We start from the raw sequence: 25,505 nt of genomic DNA, 5'->3' as shown, positions 1-25,505 counted from the left end.
AGCGACCAAAACGTGACCAGCTATTGCCCCGCGTCGGGAGCCATGTCCATGTCGTACACCCGGGCATGCAGGACCGTGCGGTTTCGTAGCGCGGCCCGCACCGCCCGGTGCAGGCCGTCCTCGAGGTAGATGATTCCGCGCCACCGCACCGCATGCGGGAACAGGTCGCCGTAGAAAGTGGAGTCCTCCGAGAGCAGGCGATCCAGTTCGAGCACCCTCGTCGTGGTCACCAGTTCGTCGAGACGGATCTGTTGCGGCGGAATCTGAGACCAGTCCCGGTAGGACAGCCCATGTTCGGGGTACGGCTTGCCCTCGCGTACGCCTTTGAAGATCATCGTCGTCGCTCCCGGTCGCTTTCGCCTCAAACACGGCCCGACGCAACCCTCGACGGGACCACGTGCAAAGGCTAGCCGCCACGCCGGGTCGATGAGGTATTGGCCACGGATCGCCCACGCTGGCATGCCGGTTGCTGCGCAGACCGTAAAATGAACGCGGCCAGCAGAGTATCCAGGGAGGTGAGCAGTCGAATGGGGAGCGCAGATGAGCGCCGGTTTCAGGTTTTGCATGCGATCGTCGCCGACTTCGTAGCCACGCATGAGCCGATTGGCTCGAAGTCCCTGGTGGACCGGCACAACCTGGGCGTCTCCAGCGCGACCATCCGCAACGACATGGCAGTCCTGGAGGCCGAGGGCTACATCACCCAGCCACACACCAGCTCCGGGCGGGTGCCCACCGAGAAGGGCTACCGCGAGTTCGTCGACCGACTCGACGACGTCAAGCCGTTGTCGACGGCGGAGCGTCGCGCGATCCAGGGCTTTCTGGAATCCGGCGTGGACCTCGACGACGTGCTTCGTCGTGCGGTACGGCTGCTCGCCCAGCTGACCCGTCAGGTTGCCGTGGTGCAATATCCGACGCTGTCGACTTCGACCGTGCGCCACCTGGAAGTGATCGCGCTGACCCCGGCGCGGCTGCTGATGGTGGTCATCACCGACTCCGGCCGGGTGGACCAGCGGATCGTCGAACTCGGCGACGTCATCGACGATCACCAGCTGTCGCGGCTGCGCGAGATGCTCGGCCAGGCGCTGGTCGGCAAGCGGCTCGCCGCCGCCTCGGTCGCGGTAGCTGACTTGGCCGGAGGGCTCGCCGGCGGCGACGGCCTCGGCGACGCGGTAGGGCGTTCGGCGACAGTTTTGCTGGAATCGCTGGTCGAGCACACCGAGGAGCGGCTGCTGCTGGGCGGCACCGCCAACCTGACCCGCAACGCCGCCGACTTCGGTGGCTCACTGCGCTCCATCCTGGAAGCCCTCGAGGAGCAGGTCGTGGTGCTACGGTTGCTGGCCGCGCAACAGGAGGCCGGCAAGGTGACGGTACGCATCGGCCACGAAACGGAGGCCGAACAGATTGCGGGCACTTCGATGGTGTCCACCGCGTACGGCACCAGTGAAACCGTCTACGGCGGCATGGGCGTGCTGGGGCCCACCCGGATGGATTATCCGGGAACTATGGCGAGTGTCGCGGCGGTTGCCATGTATATCGGCGAAGTACTCGGTGCGCGATGACCGCGCACCGAACGGGTTTTTTGGACAGCCGCCGGCTCGGCGGCTAAGAGAGGTCAGACGTGGCACGCGACTATTACGGGCTGCTCGGCGTCAGCAAGGGCGCCAGCGATGCGGAGATCAAGCGCGCCTACCGCAAGTTGGCGCGTGAGCTGCATCCCGACGTCAACCCGGATCAGGCCGCACAGGCCAAATTTCAGGAGATCAGCGCCGCATACGAGGTGTTGAGCGATCCGGACAAACGCCGCATCGTCGACCTGGGTGGCGATCCACTCGAAAACGCCGGTGCGGGCAACGGCTTCGCTGGCTTCGGTGGTCTGGGTGATGTGTTCGAGGCGTTCTTCGGCGGCGGCTTCAGTGGAGGCGGCGGCGGACGTGGTCCGATAGGCCGGGTGCGTCCGGGTTCGGACTCGCTGTTGCGGATGCGGCTCGATCTGGAGGAGTGCGCAACCGGGGTTACCAAGCAGGTCACCGTCGACACCGCGGTGTTGTGCGACCGCTGCCAGGGCAAAGGCACTAACGGCGATTCGGCGCCCGTCCCGTGCGACACCTGCGGGGGTCGCGGCGAGGTGCAAAGTGTGCAGCGTTCGCTGCTCGGTCAGATGTTGACCTCGCGACCATGTCCCACCTGTCGCGGCGTGGGGGTGACCATTCCCGATCCCTGCTATCAGTGCATGGGCGACGGTCGGGTGCGCGCGCGTCGTGACATCACCGTCAAGATCCCGGCCGGGGTCGCCGAAGGCATGCGGGTCCGGCTTGCCGCCCAGGGCGAGGTGGGGCCCGGGGGAGGTCCGGCGGGCGACCTATACGTCGAGGTGCACGAGCAGTCCCACGACATCTTCGCCCGGCAGGGCGACGACTTGCACTGCACCGTCTCGGTGCCGATGGTCGACGCGGCGCTGGGCGCCACGGTCACCCTGGACGCGATCCTGGACGGCGCCAGCGACGTCGTCATTCCGCCCGGTACCCAGCCTGGCGCCACGATCACGCTGCGTGGCCGGGGGATGCCGCACCTACGCTCCAACACCCGGGGCGACCTGCATGTGCACGTGGAAGTGGTGGTTCCCACCCGGCTGGACCACAACGACGTCGAATTGCTGCGCGAGCTGAAGAATCGCCGCACCCGCGATGTGGCGGAGGTTCGCTCGGCACACGCCGGAGGCGGCGGGCTGTTCAGCAGGTTGCGCGAGACCTTCACCGGTCGTTAGCCGTTCGGCCCGCACATGGTGGCCACGCTGTTCTATGTCAATGCGTTGGCCGGCGCCGGCGCGCTGGTCGAGGTAGCCGGAGACGAAGGTTTCCACGCTGCCACCGTGCGACGAGTCCGGGTGGGAGAAGAGTTGGTGCTCGGTGACGGCGCGGGTTGCCTGGCCCGGTGCGTGGTCGAACATGCTGGGCGGGACGGTCTTCGGGCCCGTGTGCAGCAGCGGTGGACTGTCGCGCCGGCGCGGCCGAGGGTGACCGTGGTGCAGGCGTTGCCGAAGTCCGAGCGCTCTGAATTGGCCATCGAGTTGGCCACCGAGGCGGGTGCCGATGCGTTCCTGGCCTGGCAGGCGGCGCGGTGCGTGGCCAACTGGGAGGGTGCCCGCGTCGATAAGGGGCTGCGCCGGTGGCGGGCGGTGGCCCGCGCCGCGGCGCGCCAATCCCGTCGGGCTCACATTCCGCCGGTCGACGGCGTGGTGTCGACCAAGGCGTTGACCGCCCGGATTCGAGATCTGGTCGCCGCCGGCGGCGTGGTGGTCGCCTTGCATGAATCAGCTATCGAACCAATGGCGAACATTGCTGTGGCTCAATCTGATTCGGTGATGTTGGTGATCGGGCCGGAAGGCGGTATCGCGCCGGAGGAGATCGCCGCGCTGACCGAGGCGGGTGCCGTCGTGGGCCGGCTGGGCCCAACCGTGCTGCGCACCTCCACCGCGGCCGCTGTGGCGCTGGGAGCGCTGGGGGTGCTCACCTCCCGCTGGGATCACTCAGCCGACTGTGGATTCGACGACGCGACACCCCGGTGATGTGTCGTCGAATCCACAGTCGCGAGCGTAACTCGCTGACTCCGGCGCCGCTGAGCTGATCCAGTCCCCATGGTCGTCCGGCGAGTACTGAGGCCAGCTGTGCCGCGCCACCGGTCACCGTGAGCGCGCCCCAGCCGTGGGTCCAATCGACATCGGTGGCAGCAAGATTCAGGCCACGCGCCAGCGCTGCTGCAGGGACGAACGGATTCGGAACGCGCACTTGGGTATTCAGAACACAGGCGAGTGCTGCAACGTCAATCGCGGGCTTCCTACCGAGTGCAAACCCAATATCGAGCTCGTGAATGATGTGGTCGCCCAACAACAGCCGTCGGGGAAAGACCCGGCCGATGCCACGGGGACAGTGGATTAGGGCGGCGAATTCGTCGATCAGTTCCGTGGGATCGCGCTGCAGCGCTAATTCGGCGGCTAACGCCGCGTTGGCGCGATCGAACGAGCCGCGGTGCCTGAACATCCCCACTGCCAACTCGCTCACCGAGGACCGGTAGCCCAGCACCAGATGGGCCAGCACTTCGTGATTGGTCCACTGGGTGCACAGACTTGGTTGCGACCAGTCGTTCGCCGTCAGGCTCGCGGAGAAGTCGACGAATCGAATATCGTTGGCACGCAGCGGGTTATGCGACACTGAGATGCTCCTTGAGAAACGCGGTCTGATCGGCGAGCAGGTCGGCTAGCAGCGGCGGATGGTAGATCTGGAAATGGTCGCCGTCGTAGTGCCGCGCGGTGCCGCGTGGGGCACGGCGGGCGACATCCTCGGCGTGGCGCGGATCCATCAACGTCTCCCGGTCTGATATGCATACCAGCACCGGGGCGGTGATCCGGCGCGCCGCGCGCTTGGCGCTGGTGACGGCGATCTCGATGACATTCGATGCGGCGACGCGGTTGTCGAACGACCCCCCGGGGTCCACCGTCGAATCCCAGCCGGCTTGCGCCCCGGCCACCGTGACAGCCGCTACGCTGCCGGGCTGTCCGACGATGGGCACGTATCGGCGCTCCCGTCCGAAAGCGGCGCGAACGGCGTCCTCGAGGATCGCCGGCCCGATCCGTAGCAGCGCGACCGGGTCCATCCGTCGCAGCGTCGCCGGTCCGTCGACGATCGGACACTGCACCACCACCGCGGCGAGGTCAGGCCTTTGTGCGGCGACCCGCAGGACGTGCATCGCGCCCAGGCTGGTTCCCCACAGGGCCACGCGACCGGCATCGACGTCCGGCAGTTCGCGCACGAAATCCAGCGCTGCCGCGATGTCGCGACGATGTCGACGCAGGCTGAGCCGTTGTCGGGGGGTGCCGTCGGAGTCTCCGAGGTTGCGGTAGTCAAACGCCAGCGTTGCCATGCCGGCTGCTGCGAAATGTTGTTGGTAGCGCGACAGCGCCATGGTGTGGTTGGCGCCTAGTCCGTGCGCGAGGACGATCGCGGGGTGCGGCCCGACGCCAGGCGGCCGGGAGAGCCAGGCCGCGCAGCGAGTGGCCTGCGAAGTGAAGCTGGTAGCGGTGATAGTGCCCATGAATCCTCCAATACGTACGATGTACGTGTTGTACTATGCGTACGTTGTACGTGTCAACCGTTGGGAGGTTCGGGTGCGGGCGCGATTCACGGTTTCCGACATCGCCACAGCCGCGCTCGAGATCGTCGACCGGGACGGTCTGAGCGGGCTGAGCATGCGTTCGTTGGCCGGTTCCCTCGGCACCGGTCCCATGACGCTCTACAACTACGTCCGGGACCGCGGCGAACTCGAGGAGCTGGTTGCCGAGGCGGTCATCACGGAAGTGAAAGTGCCTGTTAAATCGGATAATTGGTGCAGCGACGTGCGGGCCATCGCACTGGCGATGTGGGAGACGCTACGTCGGCACCCCAACGCCATCCCACTGGTGTTGACCCGTCGCACCGTGTCGGCGTCGAGCTATCTCGCGGCGGACCGGTTGATCGCCGCTCTCACACGTGCGGGACTCGATGCCGAGGATCTGCTGGCCAGTTTCCGGGCGGTGCTCGGCCTGGTCATGGGCAGCGCGCAGGCGGAGCTCGCCGGCCCTTTGGCCGGTCCCGGGCGGGATCGCGAGCAGGTTGCCGTGGCAGCCCGAATCGGCCGACTGGCCGGCGAGGAACACCCGCACATCGCCGCCTTGTCCCAGGTCAGCCAGCAGTCCACGGCCGCGGCGGATTTTGAGCGCGGATTGAACATCCTGTTGGTGGGTATCGAATCGCTGGGAAGCGGTCAACGACCGGCGTTAGACTAAGTTGCCCCGTCCGATAGGCCAGAAAGCAGGCACCCGAAGGTCTTGGTAACCACGTGACGCCCCGCGAGACCCGCGCTGCTGAGTCTGCCCGGCCGGCTGACGCTCAGGTTCGCAGCAGCATCGATGTTCCACCCGACCTCGTCGTGGGCCTGCTGGGTTCGGCCGACGAGAATCTGCGGGCCTTGGAACGTGACCTCAGCGCAAAGCTGCATGTTCGCGGCAACACCATCAGCCTGTCCGGTGAGCCGGCTGACGTCGCGCTGGCCGAACGTGCAATCGCCGAACTGATCGCGATTGTGGACCGACGCCAGGCGCTGACGCCCGAAGGTGTGCGCCACAGCGTCGCGATGTTGGTCGGCACCGGCAACGAGTCACCCGCCGACGTCCTCACGCTCGACATCTTGTCCCGCCGCGGCAAGACGATTCGGCCCAAGACGCTCAACCAGAAGCATTACGTCGACGCAATCGACAACCACACCATCGTCTTCGGGATCGGCCCGGCCGGGACCGGCAAGACCTACCTTGCTATGGCCAAGGCCGTGCACGCGTTGCAGACCAAGCAGGTCACCCGCATCATCCTGACCCGTCCGGCGGTGGAAGCCGGTGAGCGCCTTGGCTTTCTGCCCGGCACACTCAGCGAGAAGATCGACCCGTACCTGCGGCCGCTGTATGACGCGCTCTACGACATGATGGATCCCGAGCTGATCCCCAAGCTGATGTCGGCCGGGGTGATCGAGGTGGCACCGCTGGCGTACATGCGCGGCAGGACGCTTAACGACGCGTTCATCGTTCTGGACGAGGCGCAGAACACCACCGCCGAGCAGATGAAGATGTTCCTCACCCGGCTGGGCTTCGGCTCCAAGATCGTCGTGACCGGTGACGTTACCCAGATCGATCTTCCCGGCGGCGCGCGATCGGGCCTGCGGGCCGCCGTCGACATCCTCGACGACATCGACGACATCCACATCGCCGAACTGACCAGCCAGGACGTGGTCCGCCACCGTCTGGTGGGGGAGATCGTCGACGCCTACGCGAGATACGAAGAACCCGGCGCGGGAATGAACCGAGCGGCTCGGCGGGCATCCGGCGGGCGCAATCGTCGATGATGAGTGCGTGAGCGTGTTATGAGCATCGAAGTATCCAACGAGTCGGGCATCGACGTCTCCGAAGTTGAACTGGTCAGCGTCGCGCGGTTCGTCATCGCCAGAATGGACGTCAACCCGGCCGCCGAGCTGTCGATGGTGCTGCTGGACACCGCGGCCATGGCGGATCTGCACATGAGGTGGATGGACCTGCCGGGGCCGACCGACGTGATGAGCTTCCCGATGGACGAGCTCGAACCTGGCGGGCGCCCCGACGCGCCCGAACCCGGGCCGGCCATGCTGGGTGACATCGTGTTGTGCCCGGAATTCGCCGCCAAACAGGCTGCCGCAGCAGGCCACAGCCTTGGACATGAACTCGCGCTGCTCACCGTCCACGGCGTCCTGCACCTGCTCGGCTACGACCACGGGGAACCCGACGAGGAGCGGGAGATGTTCGCGCTGCAGGACCGGCTTCTCGCGGAGTGGGTGGCCGAACAGGTCGAGGCCTACCAGCAGGACCGGCAGGAAGAGCGCGACCGCCGATTGTTGGACAAGTCAAGGTATTTCGACAATTGAGCGGCCTTTCCCAGCTGCTCGGTGCGATCGTGTTGGTGGCTCTGGGTGGGTGCTTCGCGATGGTCGACGCCGCTGTCAGCACGGTGTCGCTGGCGCGGGTCCAGGAACTGGTGCGCGACGAACGCCCCGGTGCGCAGTCGCTGCTAAAAGTCATGACCGACCGTCCCCGCTACATCAATTTGGTAGTACTGCTGCGCATCGTGTGCGAGATCACGGCAACCGCGCTACTGGTGGTTTATTTCCAGTTCGGCCACAGTCTGGGTTGGGGGCTGTTCTACGCGTCGGCGATCATGGTGGTCACTAGCTTCGTCGTGATTGGTGTCGGCCCACGCACTCTCGGGCGCCAGCACGCGTACTCCATTTCGCTGGCAACTGCCCTTCCGCTGCAAGTGATTTCGTGGCTCTTGATGCCGATCAGCCGGGTGCTGGTGCTGCTCGGCAATGCGCTGACCCCCGGCCGCGGTTTCCGCAACGGGCCGTTCGCCTCTGAAATTGAACTGCGCGAAGTCGTCGACCTGGCCCAGCAGCGCGGCGTGGTCGCCGCCGATGAACGCCGGATGATCGAATCGGTCTTCGAACTCGGCGACACCCCAGCCCGTGAGGTGATGGTGCCCCGTACCGAGATGGTGTGGATCGAAGGCGACAAATCAGCCGGTCAGGCGATCGCCTTAGCAGTGCGAAGCGGACATTCCCGCCTGCCGGTGATCGGCGAGAACGTCGACGATGTCCTGGGTGTGGTCTACCTCAAAGATCTTGTGCAACAGGCATTCTTCTCCATCGACAGCGGCCGCGACGTTTTGGTGTACAAAGTCATGCGTCCGGCGGTATTCGTGCCGGACTCCAAGCCGCTAGACGCCCTGCTGCGCGAGATGCAACGCGACCGCATTCACCTGGTGCTGCTGGTCGACGAGTACGGTGCCATAGCCGGGTTGGTGAGCATCGAGGACGTGCTCGAGGAGATCGTCGGTGAAATCGCCGACGAGTACGACGAGGCCGAAACGGCCCCCGTGGAAGAACTAGGGGACAACCGGTTTCGGGTGTCAGCCCGGTTGCCCATCGAAGACGTCGGCGAGCTGTACGGCGTGCAGTTCGACGACGACCTCGACGTCGACACGGTGGGTGGCCTGTTGGCGCTGGAACTCGGGCGGGTCCCGTTGCCCGGTGCCGAGGTGGTCTCGCACGGGTTGCGGTTGCACGCCGAAGGCGGTCGCGATCACCGGGGCCGGGTCCGGATCGGCACCGTACTGCTGAGCCCGGCCGAAACCGAGGAGGGCAAGTGACACTGGGCGGAGGATGGTGAGTGAGTGAGTTCCGTTCGGGCTTCGTGTGTTTGGTGGGTAGGCCCAATACCGGCAAGTCGACCCTGACCAACGCGCTGGTCGGCGCCAAGGTTGCCATCACTTCGATGCGCCCGCAGACCACCCGGCACACCATCCGCGGCATTGTGCATCGGGAGAACTTTCAGATCATCTTGGTCGATACCCCGGGCCTGCACCGGCCGCGAACTCTGTTGGGAAAGCGCCTCAACGACCTGGTCCGCGGCACTTATACCGAGGTGGACGTCATCGGGTTGTGCATCCCGGCGGACGAGGCGATCGGTCCTGGTGATCGCTGGATCGTCGAACAGATCGCTTCGGTGGCCCCGCGGACCACGCTGGTGGCCATTGTGACCAAGATCGACAAAGTGCCCAAGGAGCGGGTCGCCGCGCAATTAGTCGCAGTGAGCGAGCTGGTCCCGAATGCGGCCGAAATCGTCCCGGTGTCAGCGGTTTCCGGGGCGCAGGTCGACGTCTTGATCGATGTACTGGCCGCGTCGCTGCCACCGGGCCCCGCCTATTACCCCGACGGCGAGCTGACCGACGAACCCGAGGAGGTGCTGATGGGCGAGCTGATCCGCGAGGCCGCACTCGAGGGTGTTCGCGACGAGCTGCCGCATTCGCTGGCGGTGGTGATCGACGAGGTCACTCCTCGCGAGGATCGCGACGACCTGATCGACGTGCACGCAGTGCTCTATGTCGAACGGGACAGTCAGAAGGGCATCGTGATCGGCAAGGGCGGCGCTCGGCTGCGCGAAGTGGGCAGCGCCGCACGCACTCAGATCGAAAAGCTGCTCGGCACCAAGGTGTACCTGGACTTACGCGTCAAGGTCGCCAAGAACTGGCAACGTGACCCCAAACAGCTCGGCCGCCTAGGCTTCTAGGCTGTTTGTCGCGTGCCCGTCACCACCGAGCGTGGTAGCCGGCCGGCACGGGAATATCCATTCATCACATCGCCGTCGAACACCACGTCGAAATCCAGATTGAGCCGCATTGGCTTGCGTACCGATTGCCGCCAGGTCAGCCGGGCGCAGTCGTCGGCACTCCTAATATCGTGCAAGGCAACGGTTTCCGCCTTATATGTGGCGGTGCCCGTCAGGCCCGAGGGTCCTTCGGCGAAAACGTACCGTACCGCCAATGTGCCGATCGGCGTCTTGATCGCCACGTCCCAGCCGCCACAAAATCTCGACTCAGAGCTCACTCAGACCTCCTGCGGTTCCCGGCCGGTGTCGCGCCACACGACGCCTCGGCGCTCGTATTCGAATAGTTCTTCAACGGCATGCGCGATCCGCGGGCCGTACCAGCGGTCCAACAGGTGCAGTCCGAGGTCCAGGCCCGATGTCACCCCGCCAGCGGTGACCAGGTCGCCGTCGTCCACTACCCGAGCGGCCACCGCCTTGACGCCGGATGCGTCCAGCAGGTCCAGGCCCAGGTGATGGGTCACCGCGTGGCGCCCCTCAATGAGGCCTGTCATCGCCATGATCACTGAACCGCCGCAAACTGCCGCTACCGTAATTTCCGGATTGTCGAATGCCTTGGCCAGCAACGGCGAAAGCTCCGTCTGTGCTGCGCGGGCCAGTAGTACGGGAATAGTCTCGACGCCGTCGTCGGGGTCACCGGCGATCGGTCCGCTCGCCCCGGGCACCAGCACACAGCCGCTGTCCGCCGGATCGAGGGCCGCGGTGGCGGCCAGGGCCAAACCGCGAGTGCCACTGGTCACGCTGCGGGCGCCCTCCGCCGCCACCAGCGACACTTCCAGGTCGCCTCCCACAAATTCGCTTCCGGCGGAAAGTATTTCAAATGGGGCGACGACGTCGAGCGGGTCGAACCCGTCGTAAAGCACTATCTGCGCACGCATTCCACACATGGTGGTCGGTGCATCGGTATTCGACTAGTGGCCGGATAGACATGATGCGCGGGTATATTGCCAATGCATGCACGCGATCGCCGTCTTGGCCGAGTCCGACGTCATCGCGTTCGACCTCGCCATCGCGATCGAGACATTCGGCCGGGTCCGGCTGGCCAGCGGCGATCCCGGCTATCGCGTGCGGGTGTGCGGCGTCGAGTCCGTCGTGGCGGCCGGGCCGATCAGCATCACCACCGAGTTCGGTCTGGACGAGCTCGGCCGGGCCGACACCATCGTGGTGCCCGGACGCAACGATGTCACCACCGGAGTTCGCGAAGACGTAGTCGCGGCACTGACGACCGCACATCAGAACGGAACACGAATAGCTTCTATCTGCAGCGGCGCGTTCACCCTGGCCGCCGCGGGGATCCTGGACGGCAAGCGAGCGACCACCCACTGGATGGCTGCCGAGTACTTCGCCGCCGCCTATCCGGCCGTACGTCTGGACGCCGATGCGCTGTACGTCGACGAAGGTCAGATCCTCACCTCGGCCGGTGCGACGGCGGGCATGGACCTGTGCCTGCACATGGTCGCCCGCGACTACGGCTCGGCCGTGGCCGCGGACGCGGCGCGCATGGCGGTCGCCCCGCTGTACCGCACTGGCGGCCAGGCGCAGTTCATCGTCCGCAACCGTCGCGCAGCCAACACTGAACTCGATGCGGTGCTGGCCTGGATGCTGCGCAACGTTGATCAGCCGTTGACCCTGGCCGACGTCGCACGGCACGCCTCCACCAGCGTGCGGACGCTGAACCGTAGTTTCCGCCGTGAGACCGGACAAACGCCCATGCAGTGGCTTTGCGGTGTGCGCATCCGGCAGGCCCAGGAACTCCTGGAAGCGACGGGCGACAGCATCGAAAGCATCTCGCGCCGAGTCGGTTTCGCGTCTGCGGCGAATTTCCGTGAACAGTTCCGGCGGGTGGTCGGTGTGTCGCCGCAGAGCTATCGCGGCACCTTTCGCGAAGCGTCCCGCCGCTAGCGCTTTTTCGGTGACGGCCCAGTGGGCACGCTGTGAATCGGCGGCGAACTGTTCCCGGTGATCCACCAGGGTTGCGGTTGCTTGGATGCCCACCCGCTGACGGCCTCCAATTCGGCGGCCAGTGAGATCAGCATGCCTTCGCTGTTAGCTGGTCCCATCAACTGCACACCGATGGGCAACCCGTCGGAGGTGAAACCGGCCGGCACATTGATCGCAGGCCAGCCGAGCACGTTCCACGGCCAGGTGTACGGGCAGGCGGCAATGATGGCACGGTCGGTGCCCAGGCTGCTCAACCGGTCGAAGGCGCGGGCCTGCGGCGGCGGCTGAGCGGTGGTCGGTGCCAGCACCACATCGACAATGTTGAAAATTGATCCCACCCGGCGCTGGTCGGTGGCCTGGTGGCGGCGGGCGGTGCGCAGCGTGGCCTGCGACAGCATGTGGCCGGTGCGCATGTTGGACAGCGTGCGAGGGTCCCAGTTGACGCCGTCGCCCATCCGCTCCTGCCACGCCCACAATGCGGAGGTGGATCTGGCTAGGAAATCCCAGGAAAGTCTCATCCCGTAGTCCGGGTTTCCCTTGACGACGGTGTGACCGAGCAACTCGAGTTGCTCGCCCACCTGCTGGATTGCGGCCAGGATCTCGGGATGCAATTTGGCCCGGAAGAAGGTGTATGGAGCCCGCGTGGACAGCGCAATTCGCAGCGGGCCGGGCGCGATGCCCACGTATTCGGACGCGGTAAGTGGTGGCGGCTTGTGTAGGTCGCCGTCGACGTTCCCGGACGCCGCGTCCAGGACCAGTGCGGCGTCGGCCACGGTGCGCGCCAGCACGCCGTTGACGGTCAGGCCGTTGAACGATTCGGGATCGGGCCAGGTGGAGATGCGGCCGCGCTGAGGCTTGATGCCCACCAAGTGCGTCCACGCTGCCGGGATACGAACGCTGCCGGCGCCGTCGGAGCCGATGGCGGCGGTCACCAGTCCCGCGGCCACCGCGGCCGCGCTACCCCCCGAAGACCCGCCCGGGGTGTGCCGGCGAGACCACGGATTTCGGGTGTGTCCGAATCCTGGCCCGCTGGTGAACGGCCACTGGCCGAGTTCGCAGGTGTTGGTCTTGCCGACGATCACCGCGCCGGCCGCCTTGAGCCGGCGCACCACCTCGCTGTCCTGAGCGGCGGGCCGGACATACCCGTCGGTCCCATAGGCGGTCGGCACTCCGGCGACATCGACGTCATCCTTGACTGCGATCGGGATGCCCAGCAGGGGTGCGGTATCCCCGGCGGCCCGGCGTCGGTCGGCAGCGGCCGCATCGGCCAACGCGGATTCGGTGAGCACCACCCGGAAGGCGTTCAAGGTGGACTGGCTCACATCGATGGCGTGCAGCGACCGCTGCGTCAGCTCGGCAGACGTCACCTTCCGGGTAGCCAGCTGGTACAGCAGGTCGGTCAAGGTGGGCAAGCGCTGCTGGCCGGAGCCGAAAACGGCCCCAGAACCAGACCCAGAAGCGCCAACCACGGGGTACGAGACTAATCGGCGCGGATACCGAGGATGTCGCGGCGGGGTGCAAAACTATGGTGATGCGGCTATATCGAGACCGGGCTGTTGTGCTGCGCCAGCACAAGCTCGGCGAAGCCGACCGGATCGTTACCCTGTTGACCCGCGATCACGGGCTGGTGCGCGCAGTGGCCAAAGGCGTACGCCGCACCCGCAGCAAATTCGGTGCCCGGCTGGAGCCGTTTGCGCACATCGACGCCCAGCTGCACCCGGGCCGCAACCTCGACATCGTCACCCAGGTCGTTTCGATCGACGCGTTCGCCACCGACATCGTCAGCGACTACGGCCGCTATACCTGCGGGTGCGCGATGCTGGAAACCGCCGAGCGGCTGGCCGGCGAGGAGCGGGCGCCCGCCCCGGCGCTGCACAAGCTCACCGTCAGTGCGCTGCGGGCGGTGGCCGACGGGCGCCGGCCCCGCGATCTGCTGTTGGACGCGTACCTGTTGCGCGCCATGGCCACCGCCGGATGGGCGCCGGCGCTGACCGAATGTGCCCGCTGCGCCACACCCGGACCACACCGGGCGTTCCACATCGCCGCCGGCGGCAGCGTCTGCCCGCACTGTCGGCCGGCCGGTGCGACGACACCGCCGTTGGGCGTACTGGACCTGATGTCGGCCCTGCACGACGGTGACTGGGAAAGCGCCGAGCGCTCACCGCAGGCGCACCGCAGCCACGTCAGTGGACTGGTGGCCGCGCACCTGCAATGGCATCTGGAACGGCAGCTGAAAACGCTGCCGCTGGTGGAGCGGAACTACCAGGCCGATCGCACCCTGGCCGACCGCCGCGCCGCGCTGATCGGGCAGGATAGCGAGTGTGGCTAAAAAGGCCGAGCGAAAGCTGAGGTCCGCCGACTTCCCGCAGCTGTCCCCGGCGCCGCACGACTATCCGACGTTTCCCGACACCTCGACATGGCCAGTTGTCTTCCCGCCGCTGCCGCCGTCGCGGGACGGGGGACCGCGACGGCCGCCGCAGCACACTTCGAAGGCCGTCGCGCCCAGGATCCCGGCGGCCCAGTTGCCTAACCACGTCGCGATCGTGATGGACGGCAACGGCCGCTGGGCCACCCAACGCGGCCTCAGCCGGACCGAGGGCCACAAGATGGGCGAAGCGGTGGTGATCGACATCGTCTGCGGTGCAATCGAACTCGGGATCAAGTGGCTCAGCCTTTATGCGTTCTCCACGGAGAACTGGAAGCGCTCACCCGAGGAGGTCCGCTTCCTGATGGGCTTCAACCGGGACGTGGTCCGCACGCGCCGGGTGAACCTCAACGACATCGGGGTCCGGATCCGGTGGGTCGGTTCCCGACCGCGCCTGTGGCGCAGCGTAATCAACGAACTGGCGATCGCGGAGGAGATGACCGCCCGCAACGACGTCATCACCGTCAACTATTGCGTCAACTACGGTGGCCGCGCTGAGATAGCTGAGGCCACTCGCCGGATCGCCGACGAGGTCGCGGCCGGACGGCTCAACCCACACCGCATCACCGAGGCCACCATCTCCCGCTACCTACAGCGGCCTGATATTCCCGATGTCGACCTTTTCCTGCGCACGTCGGGGGAACATCGGTCCAGCAACTTCATGTTGTGGCAAGCGGCGTACGCCGAGTTTGTTTTCCAGGACAAGTTGTGGCCGGACTACGACCGCCGCGATCTGTGGGCGGCCTGCGAGGAATACGCCTCGCGTAATCGACGATTCGGGAGCGCTTAGATGTCATCCCTGCAGCAGCGACTCACACCGCTACTCAGCGAGGTACTGCCCGTGGCGGAGGAGGCCGATGGCGCGATCACCGTCCGGCACAACGGAACGTTCGCCTCGCTACGAGTCGTGAACATCGTCGAGGACCTCGACATGGTGTCACTGACCCAGGTGATCGCCTGGGACGTGCCGCTAACCAGGAAAGTCACCGACCAGGTGGCCCGTCAGGGGCGCGATCTCAACTTCGGCTCGGTGAGCGTGCTGGCGAAGGACCTGGGCAAGAAGAAAGCCGGGGACGTGATGCTGCGGTACAACTTTCCCGGTGCCGGCCTGACTGACGACGCGCTGCGCACGCTCATCCTGCTGGTACTCGACAGCGGCGCGCGGATTCGCACTGAACTGCTCGGCTAGCGCTGTGGTCAGGCGCGGCAGTCGGAGCAGGTGCCGAAAATCTCGATCGTGTGGCTGACGTCCGAGTAACCGTACTTGCTGGCGACTTCGGCGGCCCACTCCTCTACTTCGTGGTCGCCCACCTCGATGGTGGAGCCGCAGCCGCGGCACACCAGGTGGTGGTGATGGTGATCCGAACATCGGCGATAGACCGATTCGCCGGTGTCGGTACGCAGCGTGTCCACCAGGCCGGCGGTCGCCATCGACTGCAGGGTGCGGTAGACCGTCGTCAAACCGATGTTCTCGCCACGGCGTCGCAACTCATCGTGCAATTCCTGCGCGGAGCGGAACTCCTCGAGGGTCTCCAACAGTGTCGAGATGGCCGCTCGTTGGCGGGTGGAACGGACGCTCGTCCCGGTCATGGGTTGTCCTCGCTCGCGTGCGCCACCGCGTCGACCACGATGTGCGCCAGGTGATGGTCGGCGAGCCGGTAGAGCACCTCGCGACCGGACCGTTCGCCGGACACCACACCGGCCGCCTTCAGGATCTTCAAGTGCTGGCTGACCAGCGGCTGCGGCACCCCGAGCGCATCCACCAATTCGTGGACGCAGCGCTGGGATTCGCGGAGTTGCAACACAATGGCGATCCGGACCGGCGCGGCCAGTGCGCGCAGCAGTTCACCGGCGGCATCAAGGATTTCCCGCGCTGGCGGAGTCGGGTAGGCGGCGCGCGGCGTGAAAGCGTCGACCAGGTGCTCGTGCGGGCCGACCAGGTCGTCGTCGGCGGAAGGGGGCGCAGGCGTCCAGGGCGACGTCACCGTGTGCGGTCACCACCTCTTGAAGTACTAAGCAATCGATTGCACCTGATTAGCCTCGGACCCACCTCTCGACACCCCGCGGCTGCTCTCCACTGTCACATGCATGATGATGCATGTCAAAGACCGGTGCAACGGTCGCTACCATGACTGATGTTTTGCGGGCAGCCCATCGGCCCCCGCGTCTGGCTGATTCTCCGAAGGGAGCCCACGCCCCGTGGCGTCTGTAATCGACACCGTAGTCAACCTGGCCAAACGGCGCGGCTTCGTCTTCCCCGCCGGGGAGATTTACGGTGGCACCAAATCAGCGTGGGACTACGGTCCGCTGGGCGTGGAACTGAAGGAGAACATCAAACGTCAGTGGTGGCGAGCCATTGTCACCGGTCGCGACGACGTGGTGGGTCTGGATTCGTCGATCATCCTCCCGCGCGAGGTGTGGGTGGCATCCGGCCACGTCGAGGTCTTCCACGACCCGTTGGTGGAGTGCCTGAACTGTCACAAGCGGCACCGGCAGGACCACATGCAGGAGGCCTACGCCCTCAAGAAAGGCGGTCAGCCCGAGGACGTCCCGATGACAGAGATCGTCTGCCCGGACTGTGGCACCAAGGGTCAGTGGACCGAACCGCGCGAGTTCAACATGATGCTCAAGACCTACCTCGGGCCGATCGAGACCGAAGAGGGTCTGCACTATCTGCGTCCAGAGACCGCGCAGGGCATCTTCGTCAACTTCGCCAATGTGGTGACGACGTCCCGCAAAAAGCCGCCGTTCGGGATCGGGCAGATCGGCAAGAGCTTCCGCAATGAGATCACCCCGGGCAACTTCATCTTCCGTACGCGGGAGTTCGAGCAGATGGAGATGGAGTTCTTCGTCGAGCCGTCGACGGCCAGGGAGTGGCATCAGTACTGGATCGACACCAGGCGACAGTGGTACATCGACCTCGGCATCGACCCAGAGAACCTACGACTGTATGAGCACCCCAAAGAGAAGCTGTCGCACTACTCCGACCGCACCGTGGACATCGAGTACAAATTCGGCTTCGCCGGCAACCCGTGGGGCGAACTGGAAGGCGTCGCGAACCGAACCGACTTCGACCTCTCGACGCACAGCAAGCATTCCGGGACCGAGCTCTCCTTCTACGACCAGGGCAGCGACACCCGCTACACGCCGTACGTGATCGAACCGGCGGCCGGCCTGACCCGCTCGTTCATGGCGTTTCTGATTGACGCCTACACCGAAGACGAGGCGCCGAACGCCAAAGGCGGCATGGACAAGCGCACGGTGCTGCGGATCGATCCGCGGCTGGCGCCGGTCAAGGCCGCGGTGTTGCCGCTGTCGCGGCACGCCGATCTGAGCCCCAAGGCCCGCGACCTGGCCGCCGAACTGCGCAAATCTTGGAACATCGAATTCGACGACGCTGGCGCCATCGGCCGGCGCTACCGCCGCCAGGACGAGATCGGCACGCCGTACTGCGTGACCGTCGACTTCGAGTCACTCGACGACAACGCCGTCACGATTCGCGAACGGGACGCGATGAGCCAGGAGCGGGTCGCGATGGACAGTGTCGCGGACTATCTCGCTGTGCGTCTCAAAGGCAGCTGAGCCGCACTTTCGTCGCCCACATCGCGCCGCGGCGAGCCCGGTCCCTCTGGCCAGTGCTGGCTGGCCGCGACCAGCCGCGCGTCGCGGGTGAAATCCGGGATTTTGATTCCAGGGGCGCTTAGGGTCGCTACTTGGTTCCGGGTTGCTCGATCAGGCGCCCCGTCCGCGGCTTGCGGATCTCGGTAACAGCCGGGTGCGCGGTTGCGAATAGTTGGCCAAAGGAGTGGCGTTTCGATGAATTTCGTGGTGTTGCCGCCGGAGATCAATTCGTTGCGGCTGTTTTCTGGTGCGGGGTCGGCGCCGATGTTGGCGGCGGCGGCGGCGTGGTCGGGGTTGGCTGAGGAGTTGGGGTCGGCGGCGGATTCGTTTGTGGCGGTGGCGTCGGGTTTGGCGGGGGGTGCTGGCAGTGCGTGGCAGGGTGCGGCGGCTGAGGCGATGAGGGCTGCGGCGTTGCCGTATGCGGGGTGGTTGTCGGCGGCGTCGGCGCGGGCGGCGGGGGCGGCGGTGTCGGCGCAGGCGGTGGCGGGTGCGTTTGAGGCGGCGTTGTCGGCGACGGTGCATCCGTTGGTGGTGGCGGCGAATCGGGATGCGTTTGTGCAGTTGGTGGTCTCGAATGTGTTGGGTCAGAATGCGCCGGCGATTGCGGCTGCTGAGAGTGTGTATGAGCAGTTCTGGGCTGCTGATGTGGCGGCGATGGTGGGGTATCACGGTGGGGCGTCGGCGGCGGCTGCGGCGTTGTCGTCCTGGCAGGAGGCTTTGACAGGCCTGCAAGGTCTGCCGGGAGCGCTAGGCGCTCAGCTCGCAAACGCCGCGGCCGCCCCGGCCGCGGCGGCCGCGGGGCTCAGCGACCTCGTCCTGAACTTCGGCTCGGGCAATATCGGCTCCCTCAATATCGGCAGCGGCAACATCGGGGATCTCAATTTCCTGGGCAGCGGCAATATCGGCAGCTGGAACCTGGGCAGCGGCAACATCGGCAGCTTCAACCTAAGCAGCGGAAACATTGGGACCGGCAACTTCGGAATCGGCAACACCGGCGACTTCAACCTGGGCAGCGGCAACTTCGGCTCCGGAAACCTGGGTAGCGGCAACATCGGCAGCCTCAACCTGGGCAGCGGCAACTTCGGCACTATCAACATCGGCAGCGGAAACATCGGTGATCTGTCCTTGGGCAGCGGGAACATCGGCGGCTTCACCCTGGGCAGCGGTAACAACGGTGGTAACAACATCGGCTTCGGCAATTTGGGGTCCGGCAACATCGGTTTCGGGAACTCCGGCAACAACAACATCGGATTCGGGCTCACCGGCGACAACCAGCGCGGTTTCGGGGCATTGAACACCGGGACCGGCAATTTCGGACTGTTCAACTCGGGCAACAACAACATCGGCTTCTTCAACTCCGGCGACGGCAACGTCGGCTTCTTCAACTCCGGAAACGGCAACACCGGGTTCGGCAACGCCGGCAACTTCAACACCGGCTTCTGGCACGCCGGCAATTCCAATACCGGCATTGGAAGTGCCGGGAACTCCAACTTTGGACTGGGCGACGGCGGCAGCTACAACTCCGGTAGTTTCAACGCAGGTTGGAGCAACACCGGCTTCGGGAATGCCGGCGCCGGAAACACCGGATTCTTGAACGCGGGGAATTCGAACACCGGCGTCTTCAACGGCGGTAGTTACAACACGGGCCTCTTCAACGGCGGCGACATCAATACTGGCGGCTTCAACGGCGGCAACCTCAACACCGGATTCCTCAGCGCCGTCAGTCAACCGGTCGCGAACTCCGGTTTCGGCAACGTCGGTACGAACAACTCGGGATGGGGCCACAGCGACCCCAACGGCAGCTACAACTCTGGATACAACAACTTCGGCATCGGCAACTCCGGCTTCTCCAACAGCGGTCCGGCTCTGCTCGCCGGGTATAACTCCGGCTTCGGCAACATCGGCACGAACAATGCCGGCTTCTCAAACAACGGCAACTTTTCGGCGGGCTACTCCAACACCGGCAACAACACCTCCGGCATCTCGAACTCCGGTAACGACAGCTCCGGTGGATTCAACACCGGCTCGGGACTTTCCGGCTTCTTCCGCTGACCGCACTTTCCTGAAGGGCGTTTCGATGAATTTCGTGGTGTTGCCGCCGGAGATCAATTCGTTGCGGCTGTTTTCTGGTGCGGGGTCGGCGCCGATGTTGGCGGCGGCGGCGGCGTGGTCGGGGTTGGCTGAGGAGTTGGGGTCGGCGGCGGATTCGTTTGTGGCGGTGGCGTCGGGTTTGGCGGGGGGTGCTGGCAGTGCGTGGCAGGGTGCGGCGGCTGAGGCGATGAGGGCTGCGGCGTTGCCGTATGCGGGGTGGTTGTCGGCGGCGTCGGCGCGGGCGGCGGGGGCGGCGGTGTCGGCGCAGGCGGTGGCGGGTGCGTTTGAGGCGGCGTTGTCGGCGACGGTGCATCCGTTGGTGGTGGCGGCGAATCGGGATGCGTTTGTGCAGTTGGTGGTCTCGAATGTGTTGGGTCAGAATGCGCCGGCGATTGCGGCTGCTGAGAGTGTGTATGAGCAGTTCTGGGCTGCTGATGTGGCGGCGATGGTGGGGTATCACGGTGGGGCGTCGGCGGCGGCTGCGGCGTTGTCGTCCTGGCAGGAGGCCTTGTCAGGTATCAACCTCGGACTCGGAAACATCGGTTCGCTCAACGTCGGCAGCGGCAATATCGGCAACAGCAACCTGGGCAGCGGCAATATCGGCAGCAGCAACCTGGGCAGCGGCAACATCGGGAGCAGCAACCTAGGCAGCGGCAATCGGGGTAATACCAACCTGGGCAGCGGCAATAGCGGCAATTTCAACGTCGGCAGCGGCAACTTCGGCGGCCAAAACCTGGGCAGCGGCAACATCGGCAACACGAATCTCGGCAGCGGCAACATCGGCAACACCAACGTCGGCGGCGGCAATATCGGCAACACCAATTTCGGTAGTGGCAATACCGGTAACAGCAACCTGGGCAGCGGCAACGCCGGCAGTAACAACATCGGCTTCGGTAACACCGGCACCGGCAACGTTGGCTTCGGGAACTCCGGCAACAACAACTTCGGCTTTGGGCTTACGGGCGACAACCAGGTCGGGTTCGGCGCGTTGAACACTGGGACCGGCAACATCGGGTTATTCAACTCGGGTAACAACAACATCGGGTTCTTCAACTCCGGCGACGGCAACGTCGGCTTGTTCAACTCCGGCGTCGGAAACACCGGCTTCGGCAACGCGGGCAGCGTCAACACCGGATTCTGGAATGGCGGCAGCACGAACACCGGTGCGGCCAACGCGGGTGCTGGCAATTTCGGCTTTTTCGACTCGGGCAACTTCAATGCGGGCAGCTTTAACTCCGGCGATTCCAACACCAGCTTCGGTAACGCCGGTGACGTGAACACCGGTTTCCTCAATGCCGGTGATGTCAATTCCGGCTTCGGTAACGCGGGCGATGTCAACACCGGTCTGGTCAATGCCGGCAACACCAACACCGGCGCGTTCAACGCTGGCGGCTTGAACACCGGGTTCTTTAGTGCGGCAACGCAAGGTGGGCCAAACTCGGGCTTCTTCAATGCTGGGACGGGCAATTCGGGCTTCGGTCATCTTGATTCGACGAGCTCCGGCAACTCCGGCTTGCAGAATTCTGGGATCGGCAACTCTGGCTACGTCAATACCAGCACGGTGACCGCCCCCGGCGGCAACTCGGGCATTCTCAACACCGGATACTTCAACGCCGGTGTCTACAATGCCTCGAACCGCAACGCGGGCTTCTTTATCGCGGGATATCTGACGTCGGGAATCTTCAACTCCGGGATCGGCAGCTCCGGCATCCTCGTTGCGGGCAACGCGCAGTCGGGAGTCCTCAAGGGCTTGTTCTAGAAGCGTGTTCCATTCCGAGTTCGGAGAACATAACTCCCAATCCCATGCCCCCGGCATTCGAACAACGATGCGAATTGTTGTCCGGTCGCGGCCGGTGCCCGGGCCAGTTAACGACAGACTCGTCGAATTAACCGAAAAATCTGATGAAAACCAGGATTATCGCCGGAATCTGCCTTACGATCCGGCCGTGGACTGGCTCTCGTGACGGGTCCGCCACATCCGGGTTGGCGCCGTTGACGCGGCTGGTGGGTTGGGGTTGTTGATGATTTTGGATTTTGCGTGGTTGCCGCCGGAGATTAATTCGGCGCGGATTTTTGCTGGTGCGGGGTCGGGTCCGTTGCATGTGGCGGCGGCGGCTTGGGAGAGTTTGGCGGCGGATTTGTCGGCGTCGGCGAGTTCGTTTGATTCGGTGATTGTGGGGTTGGCGGGTGGGCCGTGGTCGGGTCCGGCGTCGGCGTCGATGGTGGCTGCGGCGACTCCGTATGTGGGGTGGTTGAGTGCGGCGGCGGCGCAGGCGGGGGCGGCGGCGGGTCAGGCGCGGGCGGCGGCGTCGTCGTTTGAGGCGGCGTTGACGGCGACGGTGCATCCGTTGGCGGTGGAGGCTAATCGGGTGTCGTTGGCGACGTTGGTGGCGACGAATTTTTTGGGGTTGAATACGCCGGCGATTTTTGCGACTGAGTTCGATTATGTGGAGATGTGGGCTCAGGATGTGGCGGCGATGCTGGGGTATCACTCGGGTGCGACGGCGGTGGCGGAGAGTTTGATGCCGTTCAGCATGCCGCCGGTGGATTTGGCGGGTTTGGTTGCCACGGTCAACGGCAATGTTGCCGGGCTGGCTACTTCGGCCACCGCCGCACTGAGCCCGATCGCTGAGCAGGTCACCGCGGGCGCCGCGACACTGATCGCCGGTGTGCAGTCGGTGGCCTCCGGGGCTCCCGTCTCGATGCTGATGCAAGTCGCTCAGGCCGGAGCGATGCCGGCGAGCATGATGCTGGGTCCGCTGATGCAATTGGGGCAGACCGCCAACGTCGGTGCCGCCGGATTGACCGGCGCCGCCGAAGGATTGGCCGACGTCCCCAAGTTCGTCGGGGAAACGACGCCGGCGCTGGGCGGGATGGGCGGCGGGGCCGGCCTGGGTGCCGGCATGGCGGGAGGCCTGGGCAACGCGCGACTGGTCGGCGCGCTGTCGGTGCCGCCGACCTGGGAGGGTTCGGTACCCAAGGGAATGGCCAGCTCGGCGATGGCGGGATTGGGCGGAATGCCCAGCGCCGCGGCGATGGCGCAGCCTGCCGGTGGCTCCGGTATGGGGATGATGCCGATGCCGATGGGCGCGGGCGGTGGCGCCGGAGCGGGCATGCCCGGCGGCATGATGGGCCGCGGCGGCGCGAGTCCGCAGCCCGTGCAGAACCGGCCGAGCGTGATCCCGAGGACCGGCGTCGGATAGCGCCACAATTCCTGCAGGGAGCACCTGCGGGTCCCGAATATGATGGACGAGTAGCTATCTCGGTTCGTGATCGGCTACCGGGTGTTGGGCCAATTTGGCGAAAGCCCGGATTTTCGGATCGGTCTGTCTTACGATCCGGCCGTGGGCTGGTGCGTGTCGGGTCGTAGTGGCAAGGCTTTGTTGGCGCCGTTGACGCGGCTGGTGGGTTGGGGTTGTTGATGATTTTGGATTTTGCGTGGTTGCCGCCGGAGATTAATTCGGCGCGGATTTTTGCTGGTGCGGGGTCGGGTCCGTTGCATGTGGCGGCGGCGGCTTGGGAGAGTTTGGCGGCGGATTTGTCGGCGTCGGCGAGTTCGTTTGATTCGGTGATTGTGGGGTTGGCGGGTGGGCCGTGGTCGGGTCCGGCGTCGGCGTCGATGGTGGCTGCGGCGACTCCGTATGTGGGGTGGTTGAGTGCGGCGGCGGCGCAGGCGGGGGCGGCGGCGGGTCAGGCGCGGGCGGCGGCGTCGTCGTTTGAGGCGGCGTTGACGGCGACGGTGCATCCGTTGGCGGTGGAGGCTAATCGGGTGTCGTTGGCGACGTTGGTGGCGACGAATTTTTTGGGGTTGAATACGCCGGCGATTTTTGCGACTGAGTTCGATTATGTGGAGATGTGGGCTCAGGATGTGGCGGCGATGCTGGGGTATCACTCGGGTGCGACGGCGGTGGCGGAGAGTTTGATGCCGTTCAGCATGCCGCCGGTGGATTTGGCGGGTTTGGCTGCCACGGTCAACGGCAATGTTGCCGGGCTGGCTACTTCGGCTACCGCCGCACTGAGCCCGGTTGCCGCGAACGCGGTTGCCGGTGTTTCGACTGCGGCGACCCAGGTTTCGGCGATGGCCTCGGCGCTGCCCATCGCGCAGATGTCGTCTTTCGCTCAGGTCGCAGCGATGCCGGCGAGCATGATGCTGGGTCCGCTGATGCAAGTGGGGCAGACCGCCAACGCCGGCACCGCTGGCCTGGTCGGAGCCACGACCGCGGCTGACCTGGCCGACGCGCCGAAGTTCGTTGGTGACGTCAATCCGATGCGGGGCATCGGCGGTGGCGGGGCCGGCCTGGGTGCCGGTATGGCGGGAAGCCTCGGCAACGCCCGACTGGTTGGCGCGATGTCGGTGCCGCCGACCTGGCAGGGCTCGGTACCCAAGGGAATGGCCAGCTCGGCGATGGCGGGCCTCGGTGCCAACGCTGCAGAGATGGCGCAAGCCGCTGGTGCGGCGGGTGCCGGCGGCGGTATGCCGATGATGCCGATGCCGATGGGTATGGGTGGCGGCGCCGGGGCGGGCATGCCCGGCGGCATGATGGGCCGCGGTGGTGCGAGTCCGCATGTCGTACAGAACCGGCCGAGTGTGATCCCGCGGACTGGCGTCGGATAACCGTCTACGCAGTGGCGCGGGTGACGCAGGGGGTGCGCGTCGCCCGCGTCTTTGTTTTCAGCGGTGGCGCAACGCATTACGACACCTGTTGTGACACGCCGACGGTCAGGCGTGACCGAGGCCGCGGCTCATCAAGAAGGCTCCGAGCAGGGCGATGACGGCGGCGGAAACCTGTTGCCGGCGGGCCTTCGCCCACTGATTCACCGCGGCCATGACACGGTCGGTCCTGGCCGGAGCCGCGAATTGACTGATCAGGGGAAGTTCGACAAACGCCAGTGCGATCAGGGTGTACACCCCGGCAGCGCCGACCTGCACCCGCATTGCCGCGTCTGAGGCCAGGATCGCGGTGAGCGCCGCCAGGAACCGGAAGTCCACCAGCATTCCCATCCCGAGTGCGAACGCAACGCCCAGTGGCCTCGTCTCTAACGCATGGTTCGCGCGCGTCGACATTCTTGCGAAGGCCGAGGGTGATGGCCCGGGCGCCCCCAGTCCCGGTCGGGTGCGTCGGCGCGACGACAGACCGACTACGGCGACCGCGACCAGCAACGCCAACGAACCCAGCATGATCTGGATGTGAGCTGCCGTCGTCGTGGCCGCGGCGAGTTGCACTCGGTGCATCGCCGTCACAGCGACGTCGCGCAAACCAAAGAGCACACCGGCCGCCAGAACAACGCTTATCGCCATTCCGCCGAGCCAGAACGCGAGCAGCGGGCCGGCCGCCCTGGGCCGCGACGACAAAACGGCGCTGACACCGATCCGAATCGGGTCGGCGGTAGCAACAAGAGCTAACACCAGCACCGTGCACCACATGGCAACGGACGCTACAACGCCGGGTTAGGGTCGCGAAACCCATTGCCGGCCACCGTTTTCCCGTCGCGCCACGAGCATCCAGACAATCGGACCATTTCTGGCGTATCGCTAAGGGGGCCTGCCGCGCAGGCTCGGCCGGCGCAAGTTCAAAAATGGCCCCTGACCTCGGGCCGCCCGTCCGCCGCATTCCTCAGTCCGAGTATTGAATCGCTGTGTGAGGGATTGATTAG

Annotated in this window: 26 protein-coding genes; 17 read left to right on the top strand and 9 right to left on the bottom strand. The window is 65.6% G+C overall.

The annotated features are described in order from the left end of the window. Positions 1–20: 20 nt before the first annotated feature. Entirely contained in the window at positions 21–335 is a 315-nt protein-coding gene (locus H0P51_RS18600; RefSeq protein WP_180914329.1) for a type II toxin-antitoxin system VapB family antitoxin, read from the bottom strand. A 192-nt stretch (positions 336–527) separates the two neighbouring features. On the opposite strand from H0P51_RS18600, the gene hrcA reads away from it, so the two are divergent. The 3 genes from hrcA to H0P51_RS18585 are packed head-to-tail and all read left to right on the top strand — an operon-like array spanning position 528 to position 3,565. Next, positions 528–1,559, top strand: a complete 1,032-nt coding sequence (hrcA, locus tag H0P51_RS18595; protein WP_180914328.1) for a heat-inducible transcriptional repressor HrcA — start codon at positions 528–530, stop codon at positions 1,557–1,559. A gap of 59 nt (positions 1,560–1,618) precedes the next feature. Next, positions 1,619–2,764 carry a molecular chaperone DnaJ gene (dnaJ, locus tag H0P51_RS18590; protein WP_180914326.1) on the top strand — a complete coding sequence of 382 codons (1,146 nt, stop codon included), beginning with the start codon at positions 1,619–1,621 and terminating at the stop codon, positions 2,762–2,764. Between the two features lie 15 nt (positions 2,765–2,779). Further along, on the top strand, positions 2,780–3,565 hold the full coding sequence (locus tag H0P51_RS18585) for a 16S rRNA (uracil(1498)-N(3))-methyltransferase (RefSeq protein ID WP_180914324.1): 786 nt from the start codon (positions 2,780–2,782) through the stop codon (positions 3,563–3,565). Here the strand turns inward: H0P51_RS18585 and H0P51_RS18580 are convergent. Together H0P51_RS18580 and H0P51_RS18575 are read right to left on the bottom strand one after the other, a co-directional pair. Further along, a complete protein-coding gene (locus H0P51_RS18580) occupies positions 3,507–4,208 on the bottom strand; it encodes a maleylpyruvate isomerase family mycothiol-dependent enzyme (RefSeq protein WP_246398071.1) in 702 nt (233 codons plus the stop codon). The two genes, H0P51_RS18585 and H0P51_RS18580, sit on opposite strands and share 59 nt — an antisense overlap. Further along, positions 4,198–5,088, bottom strand: a complete 891-nt coding sequence (locus H0P51_RS18575; protein WP_180914322.1) for an alpha/beta hydrolase — start codon at positions 5,086–5,088, stop codon at positions 4,198–4,200. Before H0P51_RS18575 ends, H0P51_RS18580 begins: the two co-directional genes overlap by 11 nt. Before the next feature lie 19 nt (positions 5,089–5,107). Between H0P51_RS18575 and H0P51_RS18570 the strand changes: the two genes are divergently transcribed. From H0P51_RS18570 to era, 5 genes are read left to right on the top strand one after another with little or no spacing between them, the layout of a single operon-like run. Further along, on the top strand, positions 5,108–5,818 hold the full coding sequence (locus H0P51_RS18570; protein WP_425488883.1) for a TetR/AcrR family transcriptional regulator C-terminal domain-containing protein: 711 nt from the start codon (positions 5,108–5,110) through the stop codon (positions 5,816–5,818). 53 nt (positions 5,819–5,871) lie between these two features. Next, positions 5,872–6,924, top strand: a complete 1,053-nt coding sequence (locus H0P51_RS18565) for a PhoH family protein (RefSeq protein WP_180914320.1) — start codon at positions 5,872–5,874, stop codon at positions 6,922–6,924. Between the two features lie 18 nt (positions 6,925–6,942). Further along, positions 6,943–7,476, top strand: coding sequence for an rRNA maturation RNase YbeY (gene ybeY / locus H0P51_RS18560; RefSeq protein ID WP_180914318.1), 534 nt, complete (start codon positions 6,943–6,945; stop codon positions 7,474–7,476). Next, positions 7,473–8,756, top strand: a complete 1,284-nt coding sequence (locus H0P51_RS18555) for a hemolysin family protein (protein WP_180914316.1) — start codon at positions 7,473–7,475, stop codon at positions 8,754–8,756. The genes ybeY and H0P51_RS18555 overlap by 4 nt, the downstream gene beginning before the upstream one ends. A 20-nt stretch (positions 8,757–8,776) precedes the next feature. Further along, positions 8,777–9,676 carry a GTPase Era gene (era, locus tag H0P51_RS18550; RefSeq protein WP_180914314.1) on the top strand — a complete coding sequence of 300 codons (900 nt, stop codon included), beginning with the start codon at positions 8,777–8,779 and terminating at the stop codon, positions 9,674–9,676. On the opposite strand, the gene H0P51_RS18545 is transcribed toward era, so the two are convergent. Both H0P51_RS18545 and H0P51_RS18540 read right to left on the bottom strand, forming a co-directional pair. Beyond that, a complete protein-coding gene (locus tag H0P51_RS18545) occupies positions 9,673–9,993 on the bottom strand; it encodes a hypothetical protein (protein WP_180914312.1) in 321 nt (106 codons plus the stop codon). The two genes, era and H0P51_RS18545, sit on opposite strands and share 4 nt — an antisense overlap. Next, on the bottom strand, positions 9,994–10,650 hold the full coding sequence (locus H0P51_RS18540; RefSeq protein WP_180914310.1) for a DJ-1/PfpI family protein: 657 nt from the start codon (positions 10,648–10,650) through the stop codon (positions 9,994–9,996). It abuts the gene before it with no gap. Positions 10,651–10,726: 76 nt separating this feature from the next. Here H0P51_RS18540 and H0P51_RS18535 point away from each other — a divergent pair, with 76 nt between their 5' ends. Further along, positions 10,727–11,674 (top strand): GlxA family transcriptional regulator, encoded by a 948-nt coding sequence (locus tag H0P51_RS18535; RefSeq protein WP_180914308.1) that lies wholly within the window; start codon positions 10,727–10,729, stop codon positions 11,672–11,674. Here H0P51_RS18535 and H0P51_RS18530 read toward each other — a convergent pair. After that, positions 11,671–13,182: an amidase gene (locus H0P51_RS18530; protein WP_180914307.1), complete on the bottom strand. Its 1,512-nt coding sequence runs from the start codon at positions 13,180–13,182 to the stop codon at positions 11,671–11,673. The genes H0P51_RS18535 and H0P51_RS18530 overlap by 4 nt on opposite strands. Positions 13,183–13,244: 62 nt before the next feature. On the opposite strand from H0P51_RS18530, the gene recO reads away from it, so the two are divergent. Genes recO through H0P51_RS18515 form a run of 3 tightly spaced genes read left to right on the top strand, consistent with a single transcriptional unit; the run spans position 13,245 to position 15,327 of the window. Continuing rightward, positions 13,245–14,042, top strand: a complete 798-nt coding sequence (recO, locus tag H0P51_RS18525) for a DNA repair protein RecO (protein WP_180919073.1) — start codon at positions 13,245–13,247, stop codon at positions 14,040–14,042. Further along, the gene (locus tag H0P51_RS18520; protein ID WP_180914305.1) at positions 14,035–14,928 is read left to right on the top strand and encodes a decaprenyl diphosphate synthase; all 894 of its coding nucleotides are present in this window, start codon (positions 14,035–14,037) and stop codon (positions 14,926–14,928) included. Before recO ends, H0P51_RS18520 begins: the two co-directional genes overlap by 8 nt. Continuing rightward, positions 14,929–15,327: a hypothetical protein gene (locus H0P51_RS18515; protein WP_180914303.1), complete on the top strand. Its 399-nt coding sequence runs from the start codon at positions 14,929–14,931 to the stop codon at positions 15,325–15,327. Positions 15,328–15,335: 8 nt separating this feature from the next. On the opposite strand, the gene H0P51_RS18510 is transcribed toward H0P51_RS18515, so the two are convergent. Both H0P51_RS18510 and H0P51_RS18505 read right to left on the bottom strand, forming a co-directional pair. Then, positions 15,336–15,728, bottom strand: coding sequence for a Fur family transcriptional regulator (locus H0P51_RS18510; protein ID WP_180914301.1), 393 nt, complete (start codon positions 15,726–15,728; stop codon positions 15,336–15,338). Then, positions 15,725–16,123: an ArsR/SmtB family transcription factor gene (locus H0P51_RS18505; protein WP_180914299.1), complete on the bottom strand. Its 399-nt coding sequence runs from the start codon at positions 16,121–16,123 to the stop codon at positions 15,725–15,727. Before H0P51_RS18505 ends, H0P51_RS18510 begins: the two co-directional genes overlap by 4 nt. A 214-nt stretch (positions 16,124–16,337) precedes the next feature. Here H0P51_RS18505 and H0P51_RS18500 point away from each other — a divergent pair, with 214 nt between their 5' ends. The 5 genes from H0P51_RS18500 (at position 16,338) to H0P51_RS18480 (ending at position 24,465) form a co-directional block, all read left to right on the top strand. Beyond that, positions 16,338–17,720: a glycine--tRNA ligase gene (locus tag H0P51_RS18500; RefSeq protein WP_180914297.1), complete on the top strand. Its 1,383-nt coding sequence runs from the start codon at positions 16,338–16,340 to the stop codon at positions 17,718–17,720. Between the two features lie 234 nt (positions 17,721–17,954). After that, positions 17,955–19,811 (top strand): PPE family protein, encoded by a 1,857-nt coding sequence (locus tag H0P51_RS18495; RefSeq protein WP_180914295.1) that lies wholly within the window; start codon positions 17,955–17,957, stop codon positions 19,809–19,811. Positions 19,812–19,836: 25 nt separating this feature from the next. Further along, positions 19,837–21,609 carry a PPE family protein gene (locus tag H0P51_RS18490; protein WP_180914293.1) on the top strand — a complete coding sequence of 591 codons (1,773 nt, stop codon included), beginning with the start codon at positions 19,837–19,839 and terminating at the stop codon, positions 21,607–21,609. Positions 21,610–21,871: 262 nt separating this feature from the next. Next, positions 21,872–23,053, top strand: coding sequence for a PPE family protein (locus H0P51_RS18485; protein ID WP_180914291.1), 1,182 nt, complete (start codon positions 21,872–21,874; stop codon positions 23,051–23,053). A gap of 218 nt (positions 23,054–23,271) precedes the next feature. Further along, positions 23,272–24,465: a PPE family protein gene (locus tag H0P51_RS18480; protein WP_180914289.1), complete on the top strand. Its 1,194-nt coding sequence runs from the start codon at positions 23,272–23,274 to the stop codon at positions 24,463–24,465. A gap of 105 nt (positions 24,466–24,570) precedes the next feature. Here the strand turns inward: H0P51_RS18480 and H0P51_RS18475 are convergent, their stop codons facing one another. After that, positions 24,571–25,275, bottom strand: a complete 705-nt coding sequence (locus tag H0P51_RS18475; protein WP_180914287.1) for a GAP family protein — start codon at positions 25,273–25,275, stop codon at positions 24,571–24,573. Between the last annotated feature and the right edge of the window lie 230 nt (positions 25,276–25,505).

Origin of the sequence: Mycobacterium vicinigordonae (assembly GCF_013466425.1) — a bacterium.
Taxonomy (GTDB): domain Bacteria; phylum Actinomycetota; class Actinomycetes; order Mycobacteriales; family Mycobacteriaceae; genus Mycobacterium; species Mycobacterium vicinigordonae.
The sequence above is the reverse complement of the archived record's forward strand: the minus strand, read 5'-3'. Positions and strand labels throughout refer to the sequence as shown.